This window comes from Stenotrophomonas sp. T8, from assembly GCF_051853085.1.
In the GTDB taxonomy this organism is placed as follows: Bacteria; Pseudomonadota; Gammaproteobacteria; order Xanthomonadales; family Xanthomonadaceae; genus Stenotrophomonas; species Stenotrophomonas sepilia.
This window is the reverse complement of record NZ_CP195329.1, coordinates 452,090-471,272: the sequence shown is the minus strand read 5'-3', so window position 1 is coordinate 471,272 and position 19,183 is coordinate 452,090. Positions and strand designations below refer to the sequence as shown.

Genomic DNA, 19,183 nt, shown 5'->3' with positions numbered 1-19,183 from the left:
GTGCCGATTTCTAGGCTGGACGCATCCCGCCATGGTGCGCCTGCCGGCAGCAACCGCGTCGCCGTGGGGGACGGAAGCCCGATGGCGCCTGCAGCTGCCATCGCGTGTGGCTTCCGCAGCGACGCGGCCCTGCCGCGCCAGTCCGCGCAGCCCTGCTGCGCCCTGCCACAGGAAGTCCAACAGCATGTACGCCTCCCCCACTCGGCGCCGCCGAGCGTCCGGGCGCGCGCGCCTCGCGCCTGCTCCCCTCCTTCCCAGCCTGCTGGCAACCGCCCTGTGGGCGGCACTGCCAGTCCACGCCGCCGATCTGACCGGGCCCCTGCAGGTCAGCGATGGCAACAACCTGCAGCTGGGTGCCGATGATGTCCTCACCCATGGCGCGGGCAGCTTCGCACTGACCGTCACCGGCGCTGGCAGCAGCGCACTGATCGACGGCAGCCGCATCAACGTGACCGGTAATGGCAGCGCCGTGTCTGCTGCCAGTGGCGGCCAGGTGCAGCTGCGCGGTGCCACCCTGTCGATCGCACCCGCTACCGGCGTGGGCTTCTACGCACTGTATGCCAATGGTGCCGGCAGCGTGATCGATGCGCGCGATGTCGATATCGATGCCACGCGCAACGGCAGCGGATTCGGCAGCGTGCAGGCCTACAACGGTGGCGTGATCCGTTACACCGGGGGCCGCCTTTCAGTGACAGGTACCGGTGCGGCGCTGGCCGGTGCGTCCGGCAAGGGCAGTGAACTGCACCTGGCCGATCTGCAGATGAGCGCCGACGGTGGTGCCCGTCTGCGCGCCGACAGCGCGGGCCTGCTGACGATCCGCAACAGCCGCATCACCCTCGCTCCCGGTGGCATCCTCGCCGGCGTTGCCGTCGATGGCGCGGGCAGCCGCGCCGAGCTGTATGACACCTACATGGAAGGCGGCTGGTTCGATATCGACAGTGGTGGCAGCGTGCTGCTGGAGAACGTGGAAGCGCACTCGGTGGGTGGCAGCATGCGCCTGCTCGGCAGCCGCATCAGCAAGACCTATTCCAGCGCAGTGATCAACGGCGGCAGCTTCTACACTGTCGGCGGCTATGGCGTGAACATCAACAGCTGGGGGCAGCTGACCGCCCGCGACGCCGCGTTCGATGTGCGTGATGGCTACTCCGGATTCTGGCTGGCCAGCGATGAGTCGCGCCTGCAGCTGACCGACAGCACCATCGACACCTGGACCGACACCTACGGCTACGGTGTCGAGATCGCCGGCGGGGTCGCCACCGTGCAGGGCGGCCGGATCACCACGCACGGCGATACGACCTATGGCGTACGCGTGACCGGTTCCACCGGCAGCACCGCCAGCCGCATTGAAGCCACCGGCAACGTGATCGACGTGCGCGGCAACGGGGGTGGCGGCGTGTTCATCGGTGGCTCCACCGCCACCGCGCTGCTCGACACCGTTGCGATCCGCGGCGACGGCGAGAACGCGTTCGGCATCGTGCACATGAACACCGCGCGGCTGACCCAGGCCGATCGCCTGGACATCCGCATGACCGGCAGCAACAGTGGTGGCTACCGCTCCTACCTGACCGCGTTCGGCCCGTACTGGAACCGGGCCACCTTCAATGACAGCCACATCGAGACCGCCAGCGGCGCCGCGTTCTGGCTGCAGGGCAGCAACCATGCGTTGACCGTCAATGGCAGCGACGTGACCGCAGGCGACGGCAGCGGGCGCCTGCTGCGGGTCAGCGACACGGTGTTCACCGATGGCAGCAGCGTGGCGACCAGCCGCATCGACTTCAGCGCCGACGCCAGCACGCTGCGCGGTGACGTGGTGGTCGACAGCGCAACGGCTGACTTACGCATGGTGCTGGGCAACGGCACCACGTTCAGCGGTGCCCTGCGCAACAACTCAGGCTACCAGGTCGCACAGCTTGCGCTGGATGGCAGCAGCCAGTGGAACGTGCGTGCCAGTTCCAGCGTCGGCGCGCTCGAACACGCCGGCACCATCGCCTTCGATGCCCCGGGGGCAAGCGGCTTCAAGACCGTCACTGTCAGCGGCGACTATGTGGGCAACGGTGGTCAGTGGATCTTCAACCGTGCACTGGGTGACGACACTTCGCTGGGCGACCAGCTGGTCATCAGTGGCAACAGCAGCGGCACTGCCAGCGTGAGCGTGCGCAATGCCGGCGGTGCCGGTGCACTGACGCAGGAGGGTATCCGCCTGATCACCGTTGGCGGCCAGTCCGATGCACAGTTCAGCCTGCAGGGACGCGCGGTCGCCGGTGCCTACGACTACTTCCTGTTCAAGGGCGGCGTGTCGACCCCGGATGATGGCAACTGGTACCTGCGTTCGGAATACGTGCCACCCGTCGATCCGCCGGAACCGCCGATTGATCCGCCGCAGCCGCCGGAGCCGCCGGTCGATCCACCGTCACCGCCGGAACCGCCGGTCGATCCACCGTTGCCGCCGGAGCCGCCGATCGATCCACCGCGCCCGCAGGTGGAACGCCCGGAACCGGCGGCCTACCTGGCCAACCGCAGCGCCGCGCTGGGCATGTTCCGGCACAGCCTGCACGACCGCGCCGGTGACCCCGCCGCCGAGGCCGGCACCAGCAGCGATGCCGTGGCCTGGATGCACCTTCGGAGCGCGCAGCCCGACAGCCACGACCGCAGCCGCCAGATCCAGGTCGATGGGCAGATCAGCAGCGTGCTGGTCGGCGTCGGCCGTCGCTTCGAGGTGGGCGGCGCGGGCGAACTGCAGGCAGGTGCGATGCTCGGCCACGGCCGCGCGCGCAATGACAGCCGCTCGCAGGTGACCGGCTATACCGCGCGTGGCGTGGTCACCGGCACCAGTGTGGGTGCCTATGCCACGTGGCTGCAGGATGCGCGCATGCAGGGCGGCGCCTATGTGGATGGTTGGCTGCAGTACGGCCGCTTCCGCAACAGCGTGCAGGGCGATGGCCTGCAGAAGGAACGTTATGACGCCCGCAACTGGAGTGCATCGGCCGAAGCCGGCTATGTGCTGCCCCTGCGGCGCACCGCGCAGCGCGGCATCTACCTGCAACCGCAACTGCAGGTGGTGCACAGCCGCTATGACAGCGACCGCGTGGTCGAGGCCAACGGCACGGTGGTCGAAGACCGCAGTGGTGACGAGACCAGCACCCGCCTCGGCCTGCGCCTCTACAGCCGCGGGTTGAGCCCGGCGCAGGGCCAGGTGCATCCGTACATGGCAGTGAACTGGTGGTCCGGCGGCAATGGCGCGGGCTTGGCGATGGACGGTGAACGGCTGCAGCGGCAGTTGCCGCGCGACATCTACGAAGCCAAGGCCGGTGTACAGGTGGATCTGTCCGGCGGCTGGCGCGGCTGGGGCGAAGTGAGCCGGCAGAGCGGCGGCATGGGCTTCCGCGACGTCGGTGCCCAGCTGGGCGTGTCGTACACCTGGTGATGCGGGAAGTGTCCGGCAAGGGAGTGCCGGGCACTTTTTCCACATGCCGCGTGGAAAGCGATGGGAGTTTGATGTGGACAAGTGGCGGTGAGCTCCACGCATCAAGCGTTTCAGGGAGTGGCGTTTTTTTGTCCACGCCCATGCGCGGTTTTCCACATCCGCCGTGGAGAGTGGTTGGGATTTGGTGTGGACAAGTGGGTGCGAGCATTGCACCGCAAGCATTTCGAAGCGTGGTGAAAATTTGTCCACATTGCACAGGCAAGCCTGGCAGAGCCGAGCCCACGCTCGGCTGATGCCCCCCAAGCCGAGCGTGGGCTCGGCGCTACAGGGGAGCTGCACGGTTTTCCACATGCGGCGTGGAAAGCGATGGGAGTTTGCTGTGGACAAGTGCCGGCGAACGTCACGCCGCAAGCGTTTCGCAGCGTGGTGATTTTTTGTCCATCGCCAGAAACGCAGACGCCCCGCACAAGGCGGGGCGTCCGGGGTCGATCCGATGCCGCTGGATCAGACGTTGAAGCGGAAGTGCAGGATGTCGCCTTCCTGCACGCGGTATTCCTTGCCTTCCAGGCGCAGTCGACCGGCTTCCTTGGCGCCGGCTTCGCCCTTGTACTTGATGAAGTCGTCATACGCGATGGTTTCGGCGCGGATGAAACCCTTCTCGAAGTCGGTGTGGATGACCGCGGCGGCCTGCGGGGCAGTGGCGCCCTTGCGCACGGTCCACGCACGGACTTCCTTCACGCCAGCGGTGAAGTAGGTCTGCAGGCCGAGCAGGCTGTAGGCCGCGTTGATCACGCGGTTCAAACCCGGCTCGCTCAGGCCCAGGTCGGCCAGGAAGGTATCGCGGTCCTCGTCGTCGAGCTGGGACAGCTCTTCTTCGATCGCGGCCGACACCGGCACCACCTGCGCGCCCTCGGCGGCGGCATGCGCGCGCACGGCTTCCAGGTGCGGGTTGTTCTCGAAACCGTCTTCCAGCACGTTGGCGATGTACATCACCGGCTTCAGGGTGAGCAGGAACAGATCGCGCACCAGCGCCTTCTCTTCCTCGTCCAGGCCCGCCGAGCGACCGGCCTTGCCCTCCGACAGCGCCGCCTGCAGCTTGGCCAGCACCGGCTTGCGCGCCGCGGCGTCCTTGTCACCGCCCTTGGCGGCGCGCTCGGCACGGTTCAGCGCCTTCTCGACGCTGTCCAGGTCGGCCAGCGCCAGCTCGGTATCGATGGTTTCGATGTCCGAGATCGGATCGACCTTGCCGGCCACGTGCACGATGTCACCGTGCTCGAAGCAGCGCACCACGTGGGTGATCGCATCGACTTCGCGGATGTGCGCCAGGAACTTGTTGCCCAGGCCTTCACCGCTGGCGGCACCGGCCACCAGGCCGGCGATGTCGACGAACTCGACCGCGGTCGGGATGACCTTCTGCGGGTTGATGATGCCCGCCAGCTCGTTCAGGCGCGGATCCGGTACCGGCACGATGCCGACGTTCGGCTCGATGGTGCAGAACGGGAAGTTCGCCGCGGCGATACCCGCCTTGGTCAGCGCATTGAACAGGGTCGACTTGCCGACGTTGGGCAGGCCGACGATGCCGCATTTGATACCCATGGGTGACAGCTCTCTGGGGTGAAAGTGATTGGTGAAACAGCGCGCGCGCTGCTTGGCCAATCCATCTCGGTGTCGATCATTGTGTGCCAACCAAGGTTGGCACCTACCCAAAGCGGTTTACTTCGGGGTGTGCAGCCGCTTCATCGCTTCGTTGAAATCGCCCTGCACCGCCAGCGGCATCACGTCGATCGCATCATCGATGGCGCGTGCGATCAGCACGTCGTCGTCCTTCGACGGGCGCCCCAGCACCCAACCCACCACGCGGTCCTTGTGGCCGGGATGGCCGATGCCCACGCGCAGGCGATGGAACTTGCCGTGGCCGAGCAGGCGCATGGTGTCGCGCAGGCCGTTCTGGCCACCGTGGCCACCGTCGAACTTCAGCCGTGCCGCGCCGGGCGGCAGGTCCAGTTCGTCGTGGGCCAGCAGGGTTTCCTCCGGCTCGATCTTCCAGAACCGCTGCGCGGCGGTGACCGACTTGCCGCTGAGGTTCATGAAGGTGGCGGGCTTGAGCAGCCACACCGTCTGCCCGGCGATCTCGACCTTGGCGGTCTCGCCGAACAGCTTGCTGTCCACATTCCATCGCGCACCGGCTTTTTCCGCCAGGGCCTCAACGAAATGAAACCCGGCATTGTGCCGGGTCCGGGCGTGTTCCGATCCGGGGTTGCCCAGACCGACGATCAGTCGCAGTCCTGCCATGGTTCCTTCCAGTACGGTGCCTGCCCGGAGGCAGGCACCGCAGCGGTATTACTCGGCGGCAGCCGCTTCTTCGTCGGCCGCGTCGGCCTTGCCGGCCTTGGCGGTGACGATGGCGTCGTCGTGGTCCTTGCCCAGCGCCAGGGCCGGGATTTCCACGCCCTTCGGCAGCTTGATGTCGGACAGGTACACCACGTCACCGGCCTTCAGCTCACCCAGGTCGACTTCGATCGACTCCGGCAGGTCCTTCGGCAGGCAGGTGATGGTCACTTCCTTCAGTTCGTGGGTGACCACGACGTCGGCAGCCTTGCCGGCCGGCGAGGTGTCTTCGTTGACGAAGTGCAGCGGGACCGAAGCGGTCAGGGCTTCGTTCTCGTTCACGCGCTGGAAGTCCAGGTGCATGATCAGCTGCTTGTACGGGTGGCGCTGCATGTCACGCAGCAGGACCTTCTGCACCTGGCCGTCCAGGTTCAGGTCCAGGATCGAGGCATAGAACCACTCGTTCTGCTGGGCCAGCCAGATTTCGTTGTGGTCCAGGCTGATGGCGACCGGCTCGGCGTTGCCGCCGTACACGATGGCCGGGATCACACCGGCGTGACGCAGGCGGCGGCTCGCACCCTTACGCTGCAGTTCACGCTTGGTGACCTTGATTTCATGGGTCTTCGACATTTTCGACTACTCAGGTTGTTGCCGCGCCCTGCGGCGTGGCGGTTGAAGATGCTTCCGCGACCAGAAGCACCCGGGGTATGTCCCCGCCGTTGCCGGCAGGGACGAAAAACTCAGTCGACGTACAGCGAGCTGACCGACTCGCCGAAGGCGATGCGGCGCATCGTTTCGGCCAGCATCTCCGCCACGCTCAGCTGGCGGATCTTGCTGCACACCCGCGCGGCGTCCTTCAGCGGGATGGTGTCGGTCACCACCAGCTCGTCGAGCTGGGAATTGGTGATGTTGTCCACCGCCGGGCCCGACAGCACCGCGTGGGTGCAGTAGGCGGCGACCTTGAGCGCACCGCGCGCCTTCAGGGCAGCGGCAGCGGCGCACAGGGTGCCGGCGGTATCGACGATGTCATCGACCATCACGCAGGTCTTGCCTTCGACGTCACCGATGATGTTCATCACGGTGGAGACGTTGGCGCGCGGGCGGCGCTTGTCGATGATCGCCAGGTCGGCGTCATCCAGGCGCTTGGCCACCGCACGGGCGCGGACCACGCCGCCCACGTCCGGCGAGACGACGATCAGGTTCTCGGTGCCGTAGGCGCGCCAGATGTCGGCCAGCAGCAGCGGGGACGCGTACACGTTGTCCACCGGAATATCGAAGAAGCCCTGGATCTGGTCGGCGTGCAGGTCGACGGTCAGCACGCGATCAGCGCCCGCGGTGCTGAACATCTTCGCCGCCAGCTTGGCGGTGATCGGCACGCGCGAGGAGCGCATGCGGCGATCCTGGCGCGAGTAGCCGAAGTACGGCACCACCGCGGTCACGCTGGCCACCGATGCGCGCTTGAGCGCGTCGATCAGCACCAGCAGTTCCATCAGGTTTTCCGCGCTCGGCGCGCAGGTCGGCTGGATCACGAACACGTCCTGCTTGCGGACGTTCTCTTCGATCTCCACCTGCACTTCGCCATCGGAGAAGTGCGAGACCAGCGCCTTGCCCGGGCGAACCCCCAGTTCCTTGCAGATGTTCTGCGCCAGACGTTTGTTGGCGTTGCCGGAAAAGACCAGCAGGTTCGGGGACTCTTGCATCATGATTGTCTCGGGCGGGGACGAGTGGCGGGGATCCGGGGGCGGCAAGGACCCGGATGGACCCCTGCTGCTGACAACACCGCGGTTGTTTCCACGTCCCGCGCGGGCGATGCGCTGGAAGGCGCGGACACAGCCGCTATTGGCAGGGGCGGTAGGATTCGAACCTACGAATGCCAGGATCAAAACCTGGTGCCTTGGGCCTCTTGGCGACGCCCCTGCATTGATAAATCAGTGTTGCTCGAGTGCATCCAGCAGTGGCGAACGCGCAACGCCCGCTGCCACCCTTGCCCGCAACTCCTTCGGCAATTTCGACCGTCCCTGCTCTGCAGCAGACTGCGACGCGAATTCGACGAAACAACCACTTCCCGAACCGGTCAGCCGCGCCGTGCCGATGTCGCTCAACGCGGCAAGCGCTGCCTCGACGGCAGGCTCACGGCGGCGCAGCACCGGTTCGAACGCGTTCCCGACCAGGGTCCCGGAAGCGAAGTCCTCTATTTTCGCCACTGGGCTGTCGCGCGTCAAATCCGGGTCTGCAAACAGGGCCGGCGTGGGAACATGAACGCCCGGTTCAACCACCACATACCAGGCCGGCGCCAGCGTGATCGGCTGCAGGCGCTCGCCCACCCCTTCTGCCCAGGCGTTGCGACCGCGCACGAACACCGGCACGTCGGCGCCCAGGCGCAGGCCCAGCGCGGCCAGCGCCTCTTCGTCCAGCCCGGCCTGCCAGAGCCGGTTCAGCACCACCAGTACCGTGGCCGCATCGGACGAGCCGCCACCGAAGCCGCCGCCGGCTGAAACATGCTTTTCAACGATGATGTCCGCACCTTGCGCGACATTGGTCGTCTCTTTCAGCAGCTTCGCGGCACGTACCGCCAGATCGTCGCCCTCGGCCACGCCCGCCAGGCCCTCGCCGTGCCGGCGCACCTGGCCGTCTTCACGCAGGCGCAGGCCGATGCGATCGCCCCAGTCCAGCAGGCGGAACACGGTCTGCAGTTCGTGGTAGCCGTCGGCCCGGCGCCCGGTGATGTGCAGAAACAGGTTCAGCTTGGCCGGGGCCGGCCACCAGGACCAGCCCGCGTCGTCGACTGCCCCGCTCATGGCGTGCCCTGCCCCCACTGGTCCACCAGAAGGCGCACCTTGGCGTCACCATTGCTGGCCTCGATCCGGCGCGGCAGCGCCGGCCGTCCGGCGTCGGCCGGGTACCAGTCCAGGTACTGTACCTGCCAGCCCATCTGCTGCATCCGGCGCGGCCGGCCTTCACCGTCGCGTTCGACCGTCTCGGGGCCGGCGGCGTCGCCGGCGACCAGCCCGCGGATCCACTCCGGCAACTGGTTGACCGGAATGTCCCAGCCGGTCGCCTCCAGCAACAGCTGCTGGGCGTCCTCGCCGTCGCGCGGGCCGCCCGTCAGTCCTTCCAGGCGGCCAGCTTCGGAATGGGTATCGCCGGTCAGCTTCCAGCTCTGCCGGGTCACCGGCGCGCTCAACTCCACCACGTAGCGGCGGCCTTCCTGCTTCCAGTCGATGCGACCGCTGCCGCCGTCCTTGCCCTTGCTGACCGCGACCCGGCCCTGGAAGGCCCAGTCCGGCTGTGCATGCAGGGCGGCCACGCGCGCCGCTTCGGCCTGCGCCGCTTCGGCCGAAACCGTCTCGACCACCGCCGGTGGCGGGGTCTTCTGCGTGCCCACGCTGGTACAGGCGGTCACCGCCAAGGTCGCAGCCGCCAACAGCAGCGGCCGGATCAGGGAAACACTCATGGATTGAATTTCTCGCGGGCGCGCAGCAGCGCGCGGTTTTCAGGATCGAGCTTGGCCGCTTCGTCGAAGAAGTGGCGGGCCTCGTCATGCTTGCCCAGCACCCACAGCACTTCGCCGACATGGGCGGCGATCTCCGGGTCCTTGGCCAGGGTCCAGGCCCGGCGCAGCTGCACCAGCGCTTCGTCCTTGCGGCCCAGGCGATACAGCACCCAGCCATAGCTGTCGACGATAGCGGCGTTGTCCGGCTCGGCGACGCGGGCGCGGTCGATCAGCTCCAGCGCCTCCTGCAGGCGCCCGGTACGGTCAGCCAGGGTGTAGCCCAAGGCGTTCAGGGCCGGCACGTTTTCCGGGTCGGTCACCAGGATCTTGCGCAGGTCGGCCTCGGCGCGCGGAATATCGTCCCGACGCTCCCAGGTGAGCGCGCGGGCGTACAGCAGGCCATTGTCATCCGGGTAGGCGGCCAGGCCGCGGGCCAGCGCATCCAGTTCGCCAGCACTGTCATCGCCGCGCTGGCGCAGCTCGGCCTCCAGCAGATACGCGTCACGGCGCACATCATCGTCGACCACCGCGTCGGACTGGATCGCGTGCACTTCATCCAGTGCCTGCGGCAGCCGTCCGGCCAGCGCCTGGGCGTTGGCCGCACGCAGGCGCGCCTCGCTCAGCTCATCACCGCCGGGCACACTGTGGTACCACTGCACCGCCTCGGGATAGCGCTTCAGGTATTCGGCGATCTTGCCCAGCAACAGGCGCTGCGCGGGGTCCGGCTTGGCCGCCTGCCGCGACAGTTCGTTGTAGAGGTTGGACAGCGCCGCCTTGTCGCCCTGCTTGGCCAACAGTGAAGCGCGCATGCCCCAGGTCTGCACATCCTGCGGGCCGAATGCCAGTACGCGCTCGGCAGCAGCCGGTTGCCCCAGGCTGTCGTAGGCGATGGCCACCGCATTGCGCAGCTCGGGGTCCTGCCGGGTCTTCGGCTCGACGTCGTGCAGCAGCGACAAGGCCTTGTCGGTCTCGCCGGCCTGCTGCAGCTGGCTGGCACGCAGCAAGGCAACGCGCGGTTCTTCGGGGAAGCGCCTGACCACTTCATCGATCATGCGACGCGCCAGGTCGGGCTTGTCCATGCGCAGGGCGAGGCGGCCGAACTCCTGCCAGGCCTCGATCTTCGGCGGAATCGCATTGGCATCGACCAGCTCGCCGAGCACCTGCGCCGGCACCGCCGGGTCGCGGCCACCGCCGATCAGCGCGGCCAGGGCGAACTTCCAGCCGCGCTCGTCGGGGTCGGCCAGCAGCGCCTGCAATTCAGTGCGGGCGGCCTTCACATCACCCTGGCGCATGGCCAGCGCACCGGCGGCGCTGCGCATGGTCAACGAACGCGGGGCGCGCTGCTGCCACAGGGCCAGGCCCTTGGCGGCGCTGGCGTCATCGTTGGCAAGCATGGAGATACGGGTCGCGCGCTCGGCCAGGCCAGCATCGCCGTCAGTCTGCTGCGCGGCCTGCAGGTACCAGCGCGCGGCCTCGGCCAGCTTGCCGGCCTGCAGGGCGAACTCACCGGCCATCACCGGCTCCAGCGCCAGTTCCCCGGTGGCCGCGGCCCGCACGGGGGCCTTGGGCGGCACCGCCGCCAGGGCCTGCGCGCAGGCCAGGGACAGCAGCAGAACACTGGGGATGCGAATCAATGCGGGCATCGTCGGCATCGGGGCCTTAAAATGTCGTCCAATGGCCAGCAGCTTATCGCAAGCAACTGAACAATGACCCTGTGGGTGCTCGGACTGAATCACCAGACCGCACCGGTGGAGCTGCGCGAGCGCGCGGCCTTCGCCGGTGAGGCGTTGCCGCGTGCGCTGGGCTCGCTGCGCGATACCCCGCAGATCGCCGAGGCGGTCCTGCTGTCCACCTGCAACCGCACCGAGCTGTACGCCGTGGCCGAGTCGGCACAGGCGCTGGACCAGTGGCTGCGCAGCCAGGCCGGTGACCTGCAGGGTTATCTGTACCAGCATGCCGATGCCGAGGCTGTGCGCCACCTGTTCCGGGTCGCCACCGGGCTGGACTCGATGGTGCTGGGCGAACCGCAGATCCTCGGCCAGGTGAAGGACGCCTGGTCGACCGCGCGCGACCATGGCCTGCTCGGCCAGCGCCTGGACCGCCTGTTCCAGCAGACCTTCTCGGTGGCCAAGCGGGCGCGCACCGATACCCAGGTCGGTGCCAACCCGGTATCGGTGGCGTCGGCGGCGGTGCGCCTGGCGCAGAACGCGTTCGCCCGGCTGGACGACTCCACTGTGCTGCTGGTTGGTGCCGGCGAGACCATCGAGCTGGCTGCACGGCACCTGAGCGAAGGCAAGGTGCGGCGGCTGCTGATCGCCAACCGCACCCTGGCCCACGCGCAGGAACTGGCCAGCCGCCATGGCGGCGTGGCCCTGCCGCTGACCGAACTGGACCGTCACCTGGGCGAGGCCGACGTGGTGTTCTCGGCCACCGCGGCGCGCGAGCCGGTGATCCATGGCGAGATGGTGGCCAAGGCCCTGCGTGCACGCCGGCACAAGCCGATGCTGCTGTTCGACCTGGCCGTTCCGCGCGACATCGAAGCCGAGGTCGGCACGCTCAACGATGCCTTCCTCTACACGGTCGATGACCTGGAGCGCGCGGTGGAAGACAACCGCCGTGGCCGCCGCGAGGCCGCCGCCGAAGCCGAGGCGATCATCGACCTGCAGGTATCGCGTTACGTCGAGACCCAGCAGGCCAGTGCCCATCAGGCGCCTTTGCGGCAGCTGCGTGCGTTCGGCGAGGCCACCCGCGCCGAGTTGCTGGAGCGCGCACGCCAGCAGCTGGCCAACGGCAAGCCCGCCGACGAAGTGCTGGAACTGCTGGCCCACGGCCTGACCAACCGCCTGCTGCATCCGCCGACCGCCGCACTGCGCGCCGCCGCGCTGAGTGGCGATGCCGACCTGACCCGCGCCGCCGAGCGCCTGTTCCCGGCCACGCCGGGCTACCACCACCCACCCGTGAGACCCGATGACGCCGACCCTGCGCCGTAAGCTGGAAGCGCTGGCCGAGCGCCGCGAAGAACTGGAACGCCTGCTCGCCGAACCCGACGTGGTCGCCGACAACACCCGTTTCCGCGACCTTTCGCGCGAATTCGCCCAACTTGAACCGGTCGCCACTGCACTGGCCGATGAAGCCCGTGCCAAGGCCGACCTGGCCGCCGCCGAAGGCATGCGCGCCGACCCCGACCTGCGCGAGCTGGCCGACGAGGAAATCGCCGCCGCGCAGGCGCGCCTGCAGGAACTGGAGCAGGAGCTTGCGCTGCTGCTGGTGCCGCGTGACCCGCGCGACGAAGGCAACCTGTTCCTGGAAGTGCGCGCCGGCACCGGCGGCGACGAAGCCGCGATCTTCGCCGGCGACCTGTTCCGCATGTACGCCCGCTATGCCGAGCGCCAGGGCTGGAAGGTCGAGATCGAATCGGACAACCCCGGCGAGCATGGCGGCTACAAGGAAGTGGTGGCGCGTGTGGTCGGCCGTGGTGCGTTCTCGCGCCTGAAGTTCGAATCGGGCACGCATCGCGTGCAGCGCGTGCCGGCCACCGAATCGCAGGGCCGTATCCATACCTCGGCCGCGACCGTGGCGATCATTCCCGAGGCCGACGAAGTCGATGACATCGTCATCAACCCGGCCGACCTGAAGGTGGATACGTTCCGCTCGTCCGGCGCCGGTGGCCAGCACGTCAACAAGACCGAGTCCGCGATCCGCATCACCCACGTGCCGACCGGCGTGGTGGTGGAGTGCCAGACCGAGCGCAGCCAGCACGCCAACCGCGACAAGGCGATGAAGCGCCTGAAGGCGCAGCTGCTCGATGCCGAGCGCCAGCGCCAGGACGCGGCACAGGCCGAGTCGCGGCGCCTGCAGGTCGGCAGCGGCGATCGCAGCCAGCGCATCCGCACCTACAACTTCCCGCAGGGCCGGATCACCGACCACCGCGTGGAAGGCCTGACGTTGTACGACCTGCCCAACATCCTGGCCGGTGACCTCGACCCGCTGCTGCAGCGGCTCAGCCACGAACACCAGGTCGACGCCCTGGCCCAGCTGTCGGCGGGCTGAGCACGATGACGGCCTGGCAGCAGCGGCAGCACCTGCAGCAGGCGATCGCACGCCAGCCCGGCGACTTCGTCGCCTGGGTGATGCTGGCCGACCTGGAACTGGAAGCCGGCGACATCGCTGCCGGCGAGCAGGCCGCACGACGTGCCCTGCAGCTGCGCCCCAACCACCCCGAAGCGCTGGCGCGGCTGGGGCGCGTGGCGTGGATGGCCGGCGCGCACGCCGACGCGGCGAAGCTGCTCGGCCAGGCCTCGGCATTGGCCCCGCAGCACCCGGGCATCGCGTTGTGGCTGGGCCACGCGCTGGAAGATGCCGATGATGCCGAAGGCGCAGCAGCGGCCTATCGCCGCGCGCACGCGCTGATGCCGGGCGAACCCTACATCGCCGCCCAGCGCCTGGCCTGGCAGCGCCGCCTGTGCGACTGGCAGGACGTGGACACGCTGGCTGCGCAGGTGCGCAACGCGCTCGCCGCGGGTCAGGGTGCAGTGGAACCCTTCGCCTTCCTCAGTGAAGACGTAAGCGCTGCGGAGCAGTTGGCCTGTGCGCGCGCACGCGCCGCGGTCGTTGCGTCGGCGGTGCGCCCCCTTCCTGCAGTGAAGGTTCGCGAGCACGGCGCGTTGCGCGTCGGCTTCCTCTCCAATGGCTTCGGCGCCCATCCCACCGGGCTGCTGACCGTGGCCCTGCTCGAACACCTGCGCCATGACCCGGCGTTGCAACTGCACCTGTTCGCGCTGAACCGCGCCGATGGCAGCCGCATCCGCGAACGCCTGCAGGCCGCCACCCGCCTGCATGACGTGGCCGCACTGCGGCATGCCGACATCGCGGCCCGCATCCGTGCACAGGGCATCGACCTGCTGTTCGACCTGCGCGGCTGGGGGGGCGGCGGCACGCCCGAAGTGCTGGCCATGCGCCCGGCCCCGTTGCAGCTGAACTGGCTGGCCTACCCCGGCACATCAGGTGCGCGCTGGCTGGATGCCGTGGTCGCCGACGAATTCGTGCTGCCGGCATCGCTGGAACCTCACTTCAGCGAACGCGTCCTGCGCCTGCCACGTGCCTTCCAGCCCTCGGACAACACCCGCGTACTGGAACCGGCACCGTCCCGCGCCGAGTGCGGGCTGCCCGAACACGGCGTGGTGTTCTGCTGCTTCAACAACAGCTACAAGCTCAACCCGCGCAGCATGGGCCGCGCCTTCGCGGTGCTGCAGGCCGTGCCCGGCAGCGTGCTGTGGCTGCTGTCCGGGCCCGGCAAGGCCGACGCCCGCCTGCGTGCGGCCGCGCAGGCCGCAGCCCTGGACCCGGCGCGCCTGGTGTTCATGGCCAAGCTGCCGCATCCGCAGTACCTGGCCCGCTATCAGCTGGCCGACCTGTTCCTCGACACGCATCCGTACAACGCGCACACCACCGCCTCCGATGCGCTGTGGGCCGGCTGCCCGGTGCTGACCTGCCCGGGTGATACCTTCGCCGCGCGCGTGGCCGGCAGCCTCAACCATCATCTGGGTCTTTCGCGGATGAACGTTGCCGACGATGCGGCGTTCATCGCCACTGCCAGCGCGCTGGGCAACAAGCCGGCGGCGCTGGCAGCGTTGCGTGCCGAACTGGCGCAGGCACGCGAAGACAGTGGTGTATTCGACATGGCAGGTTTTGCCCAGGACCTTTCCGCCCTGCTGCAGACGCTGGCGGGCGAGCAGGGCTGGCGCGGCGTCGACACCCCCTGAGCAACCGCTGCGTTACGCTCCGGCTTCCTCCCCGCGTGGCGTGACGATGGCCAAGCTCAAGCGCAAGGACTACGACGAACTGCTGCTGCCGCTGCAGCTGGAACTGACTGCAATGGCGCGCTGGGTTCAGTACAGCGGGCAACGCCTGCTGGTGCTGTTCGAAGGCCGCGATACAGCCGGCAAGGGCGGTGCGATCCAGGCCATCAGCCAGCATCTCAACCCGCGCCAATGCCGGGTGGTGGCGCTGCCCAAGCCCACCGACCGTGAAGCCACGCAGTGGTACTTCCAGCGTTACGCCGCGCATCTTCCCGCCGCCGGCGAGATCGTGCTGATGGACCGCAGCTGGTACAACCGTGCCGGTGTTGAACGGGTGATGGGTTATTGCAGCGAAACCGAGTACCAGCAGTTCCTGCGCCAGGCGCCGGTGTTCGAACAGCTGCTGGTGGACGACGGCATCCTGCTGTTCAAGTACTGGTTGTGCGTGGACCAGGAGCAGCAGGAAAAGCGCTTCGCCGAACGCCATCTCGATCCGCTGAAGGGCTGGAAGCTCTCACCGGTCGACCTGAAATCGCGCAGCAAGTACAGCGCGTACACCGAGGCCCGCGAGGCGATGCTGCGCGCGACGCATCGCGAGGCGGCGCCGTGGACGCTGGTGGACTTCAACGACCAGCGGCTGGGCCGGCTGACCCTGGTGCGAAACCTGCTGGACCGGTTGCCGGATACGCGGGTGGATGCACCGTTGCCGGAGCTGCCGAAGCTGAAGGGCAAGCTGCATCGCGAGCACTTCGATGTGCTGAAGCCGATCGAGGACTTCCCGGTCGAGGATTAGGGTGGGTCGGCAGGGCCTGCGGCCCTGCACCTGCGGTAGTGCCGGGCGCTGGCCGGCAACAGCAACAGCAACACCCCGCACTCCGGCATCGCCCCACCTCTGACAGATTCCGGCGATCTGGTAGATCCACGCCATGCGTGGATGAATCTCCATTGAAATCGAACATTTCGACAATGGAACGAAGAGCATCCACGCATGGCGTGGATCTACGTGTCGACCAAGGTCGACACCCACCAAGAGCAGGCCATCCCATTCCGACAGATCGCGGAGAACTGTCAAAGGCGGGGTGGGTCCGGTTGCGGGGGCGTGAGCCGCATGGATGCGGCGACCGAGCCTACAGGGACGTATTTACGGCGTCCCCGGCAACCGGACCCACCCCGCCTCCCCACAGGAAACCCTCTTGGGCTGTTGCTGTTGCTGTTGCTTTTGCTGGGGTTGCCGGCCAGCGGCCGGCACTACCGCGGGTGCAGGGCGCAGCCCTGCCGATACCCAACCTACTTGGCAGCAGCGATCTGCTTTTCGATGTCGGCGGCGGTCACCGGGCCAAGGAACGTGTGCGCCAGCTTGCCTTGCGGATCGATGAGATGCGTCAGCGGCAGACCACGTGGCGTGGCGAAGTCGGCCGGCGGATCGAACGGGTCCACGATCACGATCGGATAGGTCACCGGATGCTTGGCCAGGAACGACTGCATCTCCGGCACTTCGATGTCCTCGTAGGCCAAGCCGACCACTTCGATGTTGCTGCGCATCGCATGCAGGGCCGACAGCTCGGGCATCTCCTTGCGGCACGGCGCGCACCAGGTGGCCCAGAAGTTCACCACCACCCACTTGCCGCGATGCGCGGCCAGGTCGTAGTCGCTGCCATCCACCGCCTTCATCTTCAGCGTCGGGAACTCGGCGGTGGTGCGCTCGGCCGGGGTTTCCTCGACCGGTGCCGGCGTGCTCGGCGTCGGTGCCTGCGCCGGTGGCTGGCTGCTGGCCGGTGCCGGCTCCTGGGCCGGTTTGCAGGCCGCCAGGGCCAGCAGCAGGGTCAACGGGAGCAGCAGCGGCAACGACGTCTTGCGGGTCATGGGGTGTCTCCAGAGTCGGTATAGATATCACTGACCTTGCGCTTCAGGCGTTCGCGCAGGGGCAGTCGCAGGTCATCCAGCGCCGCCAAGGCGGCACGGCCCAGGCTGTCGTCGCGATACGGCAGGTGCTGCTCGGCTACCGGGATGCGCAGCTGGGTGCATTCGTACAGATCGGCCAGGCTGACCTGGTCCAGGTCGCGCGACAGCAGCCACTCGCCGCGCTCATCGCGGCGCAGCAGGTCGATCTCCTGCAGGTTGCAGATCAGGTCCTGCAGCAGTGAATCGGTCAGCATCGGCTCCAGCCGCAGGATCTCGTCATCGGCCAGGCCTTTGCCCTTGGCCCGCGCATGCTGGAAGCGGCCAAGCAGGCGCAGCAGCCCATAGAACTCGTACCCCTGCGGCAGGCGCAGCTCGACCGGCTGGTAGCGGAAGGCGGCCATCGAGGAGGCCAGCGACGCACCCAGCAGCACCGCCACCCAGCACAGGTAGATCCACAGCAGCAGGATCGGCACGAAGGCGACCGTGCCATACAGCTTCTGGTAGGACTGGAAGCTGCCCAGATACGCGCCGATGCCCCACTTCACCAGTTCAAGGATGACCGCCGCCAGGATCGCGCCGGGCACGGCATGCCGCCATTTCACCGTGTGGTGCGGTACCACACGGAACATCAGCGTGATGCAGACGAACTCGATCAGGATCGGTGCCAGCCGCAGCGCAAGTTCGGCCAGCCAACGGCCCTCCTGGGTACCGAACAACGGCATCGCGAACACCCGCGCCGACACCGCCAGCGACGCAGCGGCGAGCATCGCGCCCAGGGTCAGCACGGTCCAGTAGACCAGGAAGCGGGTCAGCTTGGGCCGGCTCGAGCCGACCCGCCAGATCTGGTTGAAGGTCTCTTCCACGCTGTTGAGCGTGATCAGCAGTGAGGCGACCAGTGCGATGAAGCCGGCGGCGGTCAGCTGGCCGGCACTGGCCGAAAACTGCCGCAGGTAACCCTCGGCCGCGCGCGCAGCGGAGGGCACGAAGTTGGAGAAGACGTAGTCGCTGAGCTGGTCGCTCCAGCGGTCGAAAACGGGGAAGGCCGAGAGCACGCCGAACACCACGATGGCCAGCGGTACCAGCGCGAACACCGTGGTGTACGCCAGCGCCGCCGCTGCCTGGAACAGGCGGTCGTCGAGGAAGCGATGCCACAGGAAGCGGCCGAAACTGATGGCCCGTGCGCGATCCCGCGCGCGCTCCATCCACAGGTTGAGCGTATCCAAAGGTTCCATCGGTGGAAGGGTACCCGATGCGGAATGCTCGCAGGATAGCCATACTGGTGGCCACACGACGAGGAGAAGCGGGCACGATGGGCGAGATTCTGGTGCTGTATTACAGCCGGGGCGGTTCGGTGGCACGGCTGGCGCGCCAGATCGCGCGGGGCATCGGCGAAGTGCCGGGCATGACCGCGCGCCTGCGCACGGTGCCGCCGGTGGCCGCAGTGACCCAGACCGCGCAGCCGCCGGTACCCGACGATGGCGCCCCCTATGTAAGCGTGCAGGACCTGGTCGAATGCCAGGGCCTGCTGCTCGGCAGCCCGACCCGCTTCGGCAACATGGCCGCGCCGGTGAAGCATTTCCTGGATGGGCTGGGCGCCGAATGGGTCAATGGCACCCTCTCTGGCAAGCCGGCCGGCGTGTTCACGTCCACCGCATCCATGCATGGCGGGCAGGAATCGACCCTGCTGTCGATGCAGGTGCCGCTGCTGCACCATGGCTGCGTGATCGTCGGCATTCCGTTCACCGAACCGGCGCTGAGCCACACCACCAGCGGTGGCACGCCCTACGGCGCCAGCCACGTCGCCGGTGCCGCCGACGACCCGCAGCCGACCGACGACGAAGCCGTGCTGGCGCGCGCGCTGGGGCGCCGGGTGGCCGGCATCGCGCAGCGGTTGGCCCGATGAGCGCCGCGCCGCGCACGGTCCTGCTGCTGGCCCTGATGGGGCTGGCCGCGCTGTTCGCGGGCTGGTTCATCAATGACAAGCACTGGCTGGCGACCCAGCTGGTGTTCACCGCGCCGCCGCTGGCGCTGGCCATCGCCGTGCGCCTGGGCTGGCGCAAGGCCGGATTCTGGGCCTCGGTACTGGCGCTGGGCTGGTTCAGCCACGGCGTGATGAGCGCCTGGAGCCACCCGGAAACGCGCTGGCTGGCGCTGATCGAGATCGCGCTGGCCCTCCTGGTGATCTTCAGCGCCAGCCTGCCCGGCCTGCGCGCCCGCTTCGGCAAGCAACGCTGACGC

16 protein-coding genes and 1 tRNA gene are annotated in these 19,183 nt (G+C 68.1%); 7 read left to right on the top strand and 10 right to left on the bottom strand.

Translation table 11 applies throughout. The features are described 5' to 3' along the window. The first annotated feature begins 184 nt into the window (after positions 1–184). A complete protein-coding gene (locus tag ACSDHM_RS02105) occupies positions 185–3,424 on the top strand; it encodes an autotransporter family protein (RefSeq protein WP_439426611.1) in 3,240 nt (1,079 codons plus the stop codon). Positions 3,425–3,928: 504 nt separating this feature from the next. On the opposite strand, the gene ychF is transcribed toward ACSDHM_RS02105, so the two are convergent. The 8 genes from ychF to ACSDHM_RS02065 all read right to left on the bottom strand — a co-directional run bounded on the left by ychF (position 3,929) and on the right by ACSDHM_RS02065 (position 10,888). After that, the gene (gene ychF, locus ACSDHM_RS02100; RefSeq protein WP_005415403.1) at positions 3,929–5,020 is read right to left on the bottom strand and encodes a redox-regulated ATPase YchF; all 1,092 of its coding nucleotides are present in this window, start codon (positions 5,018–5,020) and stop codon (positions 3,929–3,931) included. A gap of 117 nt (positions 5,021–5,137) precedes the next feature. Continuing rightward, positions 5,138–5,716: an aminoacyl-tRNA hydrolase gene (gene pth, locus ACSDHM_RS02095; RefSeq protein ID WP_072167917.1), complete on the bottom strand. Its 579-nt coding sequence runs from the start codon at positions 5,714–5,716 to the stop codon at positions 5,138–5,140. A gap of 48 nt (positions 5,717–5,764) precedes the next feature. Then, complete coding sequence (locus ACSDHM_RS02090) at positions 5,765–6,382, bottom strand: 50S ribosomal protein L25/general stress protein Ctc (RefSeq protein ID WP_005415401.1); 618 nt, start codon at positions 6,380–6,382, stop codon at positions 5,765–5,767. Positions 6,383–6,492: 110 nt separating this feature from the next. Then, the gene (locus ACSDHM_RS02085) at positions 6,493–7,452 is read right to left on the bottom strand and encodes a ribose-phosphate diphosphokinase (RefSeq protein WP_005415400.1); all 960 of its coding nucleotides are present in this window, start codon (positions 7,450–7,452) and stop codon (positions 6,493–6,495) included. Positions 7,453–7,592: 140 nt separating this feature from the next. Continuing rightward, a tRNA-Gln gene (locus tag ACSDHM_RS02080) sits at positions 7,593–7,669 on the bottom strand. 11 nt (positions 7,670–7,680) lie between these two features. Further along, a complete protein-coding gene (gene ispE, locus ACSDHM_RS02075; protein ID WP_072167916.1) occupies positions 7,681–8,550 on the bottom strand; it encodes a 4-(cytidine 5'-diphospho)-2-C-methyl-D-erythritol kinase in 870 nt (289 codons plus the stop codon). Then, on the bottom strand, positions 8,547–9,206 hold the full coding sequence (gene lolB, locus ACSDHM_RS02070) for a lipoprotein insertase outer membrane protein LolB (protein ID WP_072167915.1): 660 nt from the start codon (positions 9,204–9,206) through the stop codon (positions 8,547–8,549). The genes ispE and lolB overlap by 4 nt, the downstream gene beginning before the upstream one ends. After that, positions 9,203–10,888 carry a tetratricopeptide repeat protein gene (locus ACSDHM_RS02065; RefSeq protein WP_172412111.1) on the bottom strand — a complete coding sequence of 562 codons (1,686 nt, stop codon included), beginning with the start codon at positions 10,886–10,888 and terminating at the stop codon, positions 9,203–9,205. The genes lolB and ACSDHM_RS02065 overlap by 4 nt, the downstream gene beginning before the upstream one ends. A 63-nt stretch (positions 10,889–10,951) precedes the next feature. Here ACSDHM_RS02065 and hemA point away from each other — a divergent pair, with 63 nt between their 5' ends. From hemA to ppk2, 4 genes are read left to right on the top strand one after another with little or no spacing between them, the layout of a single operon-like run. Then, positions 10,952–12,235, top strand: coding sequence for a glutamyl-tRNA reductase (gene hemA / locus ACSDHM_RS02060; RefSeq protein WP_439426610.1), 1,284 nt, complete (start codon positions 10,952–10,954; stop codon positions 12,233–12,235). Then, complete coding sequence (gene prfA / locus ACSDHM_RS02055) at positions 12,213–13,295, top strand: peptide chain release factor 1 (RefSeq protein WP_014036080.1); 1,083 nt, start codon at positions 12,213–12,215, stop codon at positions 13,293–13,295. The genes hemA and prfA overlap by 23 nt, the downstream gene beginning before the upstream one ends. 5 nt (positions 13,296–13,300) lie before the next feature. Continuing rightward, entirely contained in the window at positions 13,301–15,007 is a 1,707-nt protein-coding gene (locus ACSDHM_RS02050) for an O-linked N-acetylglucosamine transferase, SPINDLY family protein (protein ID WP_072167913.1), read from the top strand. A gap of 46 nt (positions 15,008–15,053) precedes the next feature. Continuing rightward, on the top strand, positions 15,054–15,836 hold the full coding sequence (gene ppk2 / locus ACSDHM_RS02045) for a polyphosphate kinase 2 (RefSeq protein ID WP_072167912.1): 783 nt from the start codon (positions 15,054–15,056) through the stop codon (positions 15,834–15,836). A 494-nt stretch (positions 15,837–16,330) separates the two neighbouring features. On the opposite strand, the gene ACSDHM_RS02040 is transcribed toward ppk2, so the two are convergent. Both ACSDHM_RS02040 and ACSDHM_RS02035 read right to left on the bottom strand, forming a co-directional pair. Further along, positions 16,331–16,906: a TlpA family protein disulfide reductase gene (locus ACSDHM_RS02040; protein ID WP_072167911.1), complete on the bottom strand. Its 576-nt coding sequence runs from the start codon at positions 16,904–16,906 to the stop codon at positions 16,331–16,333. Further along, positions 16,903–18,177, bottom strand: a complete 1,275-nt coding sequence (locus ACSDHM_RS02035) for a YihY family inner membrane protein (RefSeq protein WP_005415390.1) — start codon at positions 18,175–18,177, stop codon at positions 16,903–16,905. Before ACSDHM_RS02035 ends, ACSDHM_RS02040 begins: the two co-directional genes overlap by 4 nt. Before the next feature lie 77 nt (positions 18,178–18,254). On the opposite strand from ACSDHM_RS02035, the gene wrbA reads away from it, so the two are divergent. Further along, the gene (gene wrbA / locus ACSDHM_RS02030) at positions 18,255–18,848 is read left to right on the top strand and encodes an NAD(P)H:quinone oxidoreductase (RefSeq protein WP_049438254.1); all 594 of its coding nucleotides are present in this window, start codon (positions 18,255–18,257) and stop codon (positions 18,846–18,848) included. Next, positions 18,845–19,180, top strand: coding sequence for a DUF2069 domain-containing protein (locus ACSDHM_RS02025; RefSeq protein ID WP_005415388.1), 336 nt, complete (start codon positions 18,845–18,847; stop codon positions 19,178–19,180). The genes wrbA and ACSDHM_RS02025 overlap by 4 nt, the downstream gene beginning before the upstream one ends. Positions 19,181–19,183 lie beyond the last annotated feature (3 nt).

What these genes read in the sequence shown, in the direction of transcription:
- ppk2 (WP_072167912.1), top strand. Translation starts at nt 15,054, where the DNA reads ATGGCCAAGCTCAAGCGCAAGGACTACGACGAACTGCTGCTGCCGCTG.
- ACSDHM_RS02090 (WP_005415401.1), bottom strand. Translation starts at nt 6,382, where the DNA reads ATGTCGAAGACCCATGAAATCAAGGTCACCAAGCGTGAACTGCAGCGT.
- wrbA (WP_049438254.1), top strand. Translation starts at nt 18,255, where the DNA reads ATGGGCGAGATTCTGGTGCTGTATTACAGCCGGGGCGGTTCGGTGGCA.
- hemA (WP_439426610.1), top strand. Translation starts at nt 10,952, where the DNA reads ATGACCCTGTGGGTGCTCGGACTGAATCACCAGACCGCACCGGTGGAG.
- prfA (WP_014036080.1), top strand. Translation starts at nt 12,213, where the DNA reads ATGACGCCGACCCTGCGCCGTAAGCTGGAAGCGCTGGCCGAGCGCCGC.
- lolB (WP_072167915.1), bottom strand. Translation starts at nt 9,206, where the DNA reads ATGAGTGTTTCCCTGATCCGGCCGCTGCTGTTGGCGGCTGCGACCTTG.
- ACSDHM_RS02035 (WP_005415390.1), bottom strand. Translation starts at nt 18,177, where the DNA reads ATGGAACCTTTGGATACGCTCAACCTGTGGATGGAGCGCGCGCGGGAT.
- ACSDHM_RS02050 (WP_072167913.1), top strand. Translation starts at nt 13,301, where the DNA reads ATGACGGCCTGGCAGCAGCGGCAGCACCTGCAGCAGGCGATCGCACGC.
- ACSDHM_RS02065 (WP_172412111.1), bottom strand. Translation starts at nt 10,888, where the DNA reads ATGCCCGCATTGATTCGCATCCCCAGTGTTCTGCTGCTGTCCCTGGCC.
- pth (WP_072167917.1), bottom strand. Translation starts at nt 5,716, where the DNA reads ATGGCAGGACTGCGACTGATCGTCGGTCTGGGCAACCCCGGATCGGAA.
- ACSDHM_RS02105 (WP_439426611.1), top strand. Translation starts at nt 185, where the DNA reads ATGTACGCCTCCCCCACTCGGCGCCGCCGAGCGTCCGGGCGCGCGCGC.
- ACSDHM_RS02025 (WP_005415388.1), top strand. Translation starts at nt 18,845, where the DNA reads ATGAGCGCCGCGCCGCGCACGGTCCTGCTGCTGGCCCTGATGGGGCTG.
- ychF (WP_005415403.1), bottom strand. Translation starts at nt 5,020, where the DNA reads ATGGGTATCAAATGCGGCATCGTCGGCCTGCCCAACGTCGGCAAGTCG.
- ACSDHM_RS02085 (WP_005415400.1), bottom strand. Translation starts at nt 7,452, where the DNA reads ATGCAAGAGTCCCCGAACCTGCTGGTCTTTTCCGGCAACGCCAACAAA.
- ispE (WP_072167916.1), bottom strand. Translation starts at nt 8,550, where the DNA reads ATGAGCGGGGCAGTCGACGACGCGGGCTGGTCCTGGTGGCCGGCCCCG.
- ACSDHM_RS02040 (WP_072167911.1), bottom strand. Translation starts at nt 16,906, where the DNA reads ATGACCCGCAAGACGTCGTTGCCGCTGCTGCTCCCGTTGACCCTGCTG.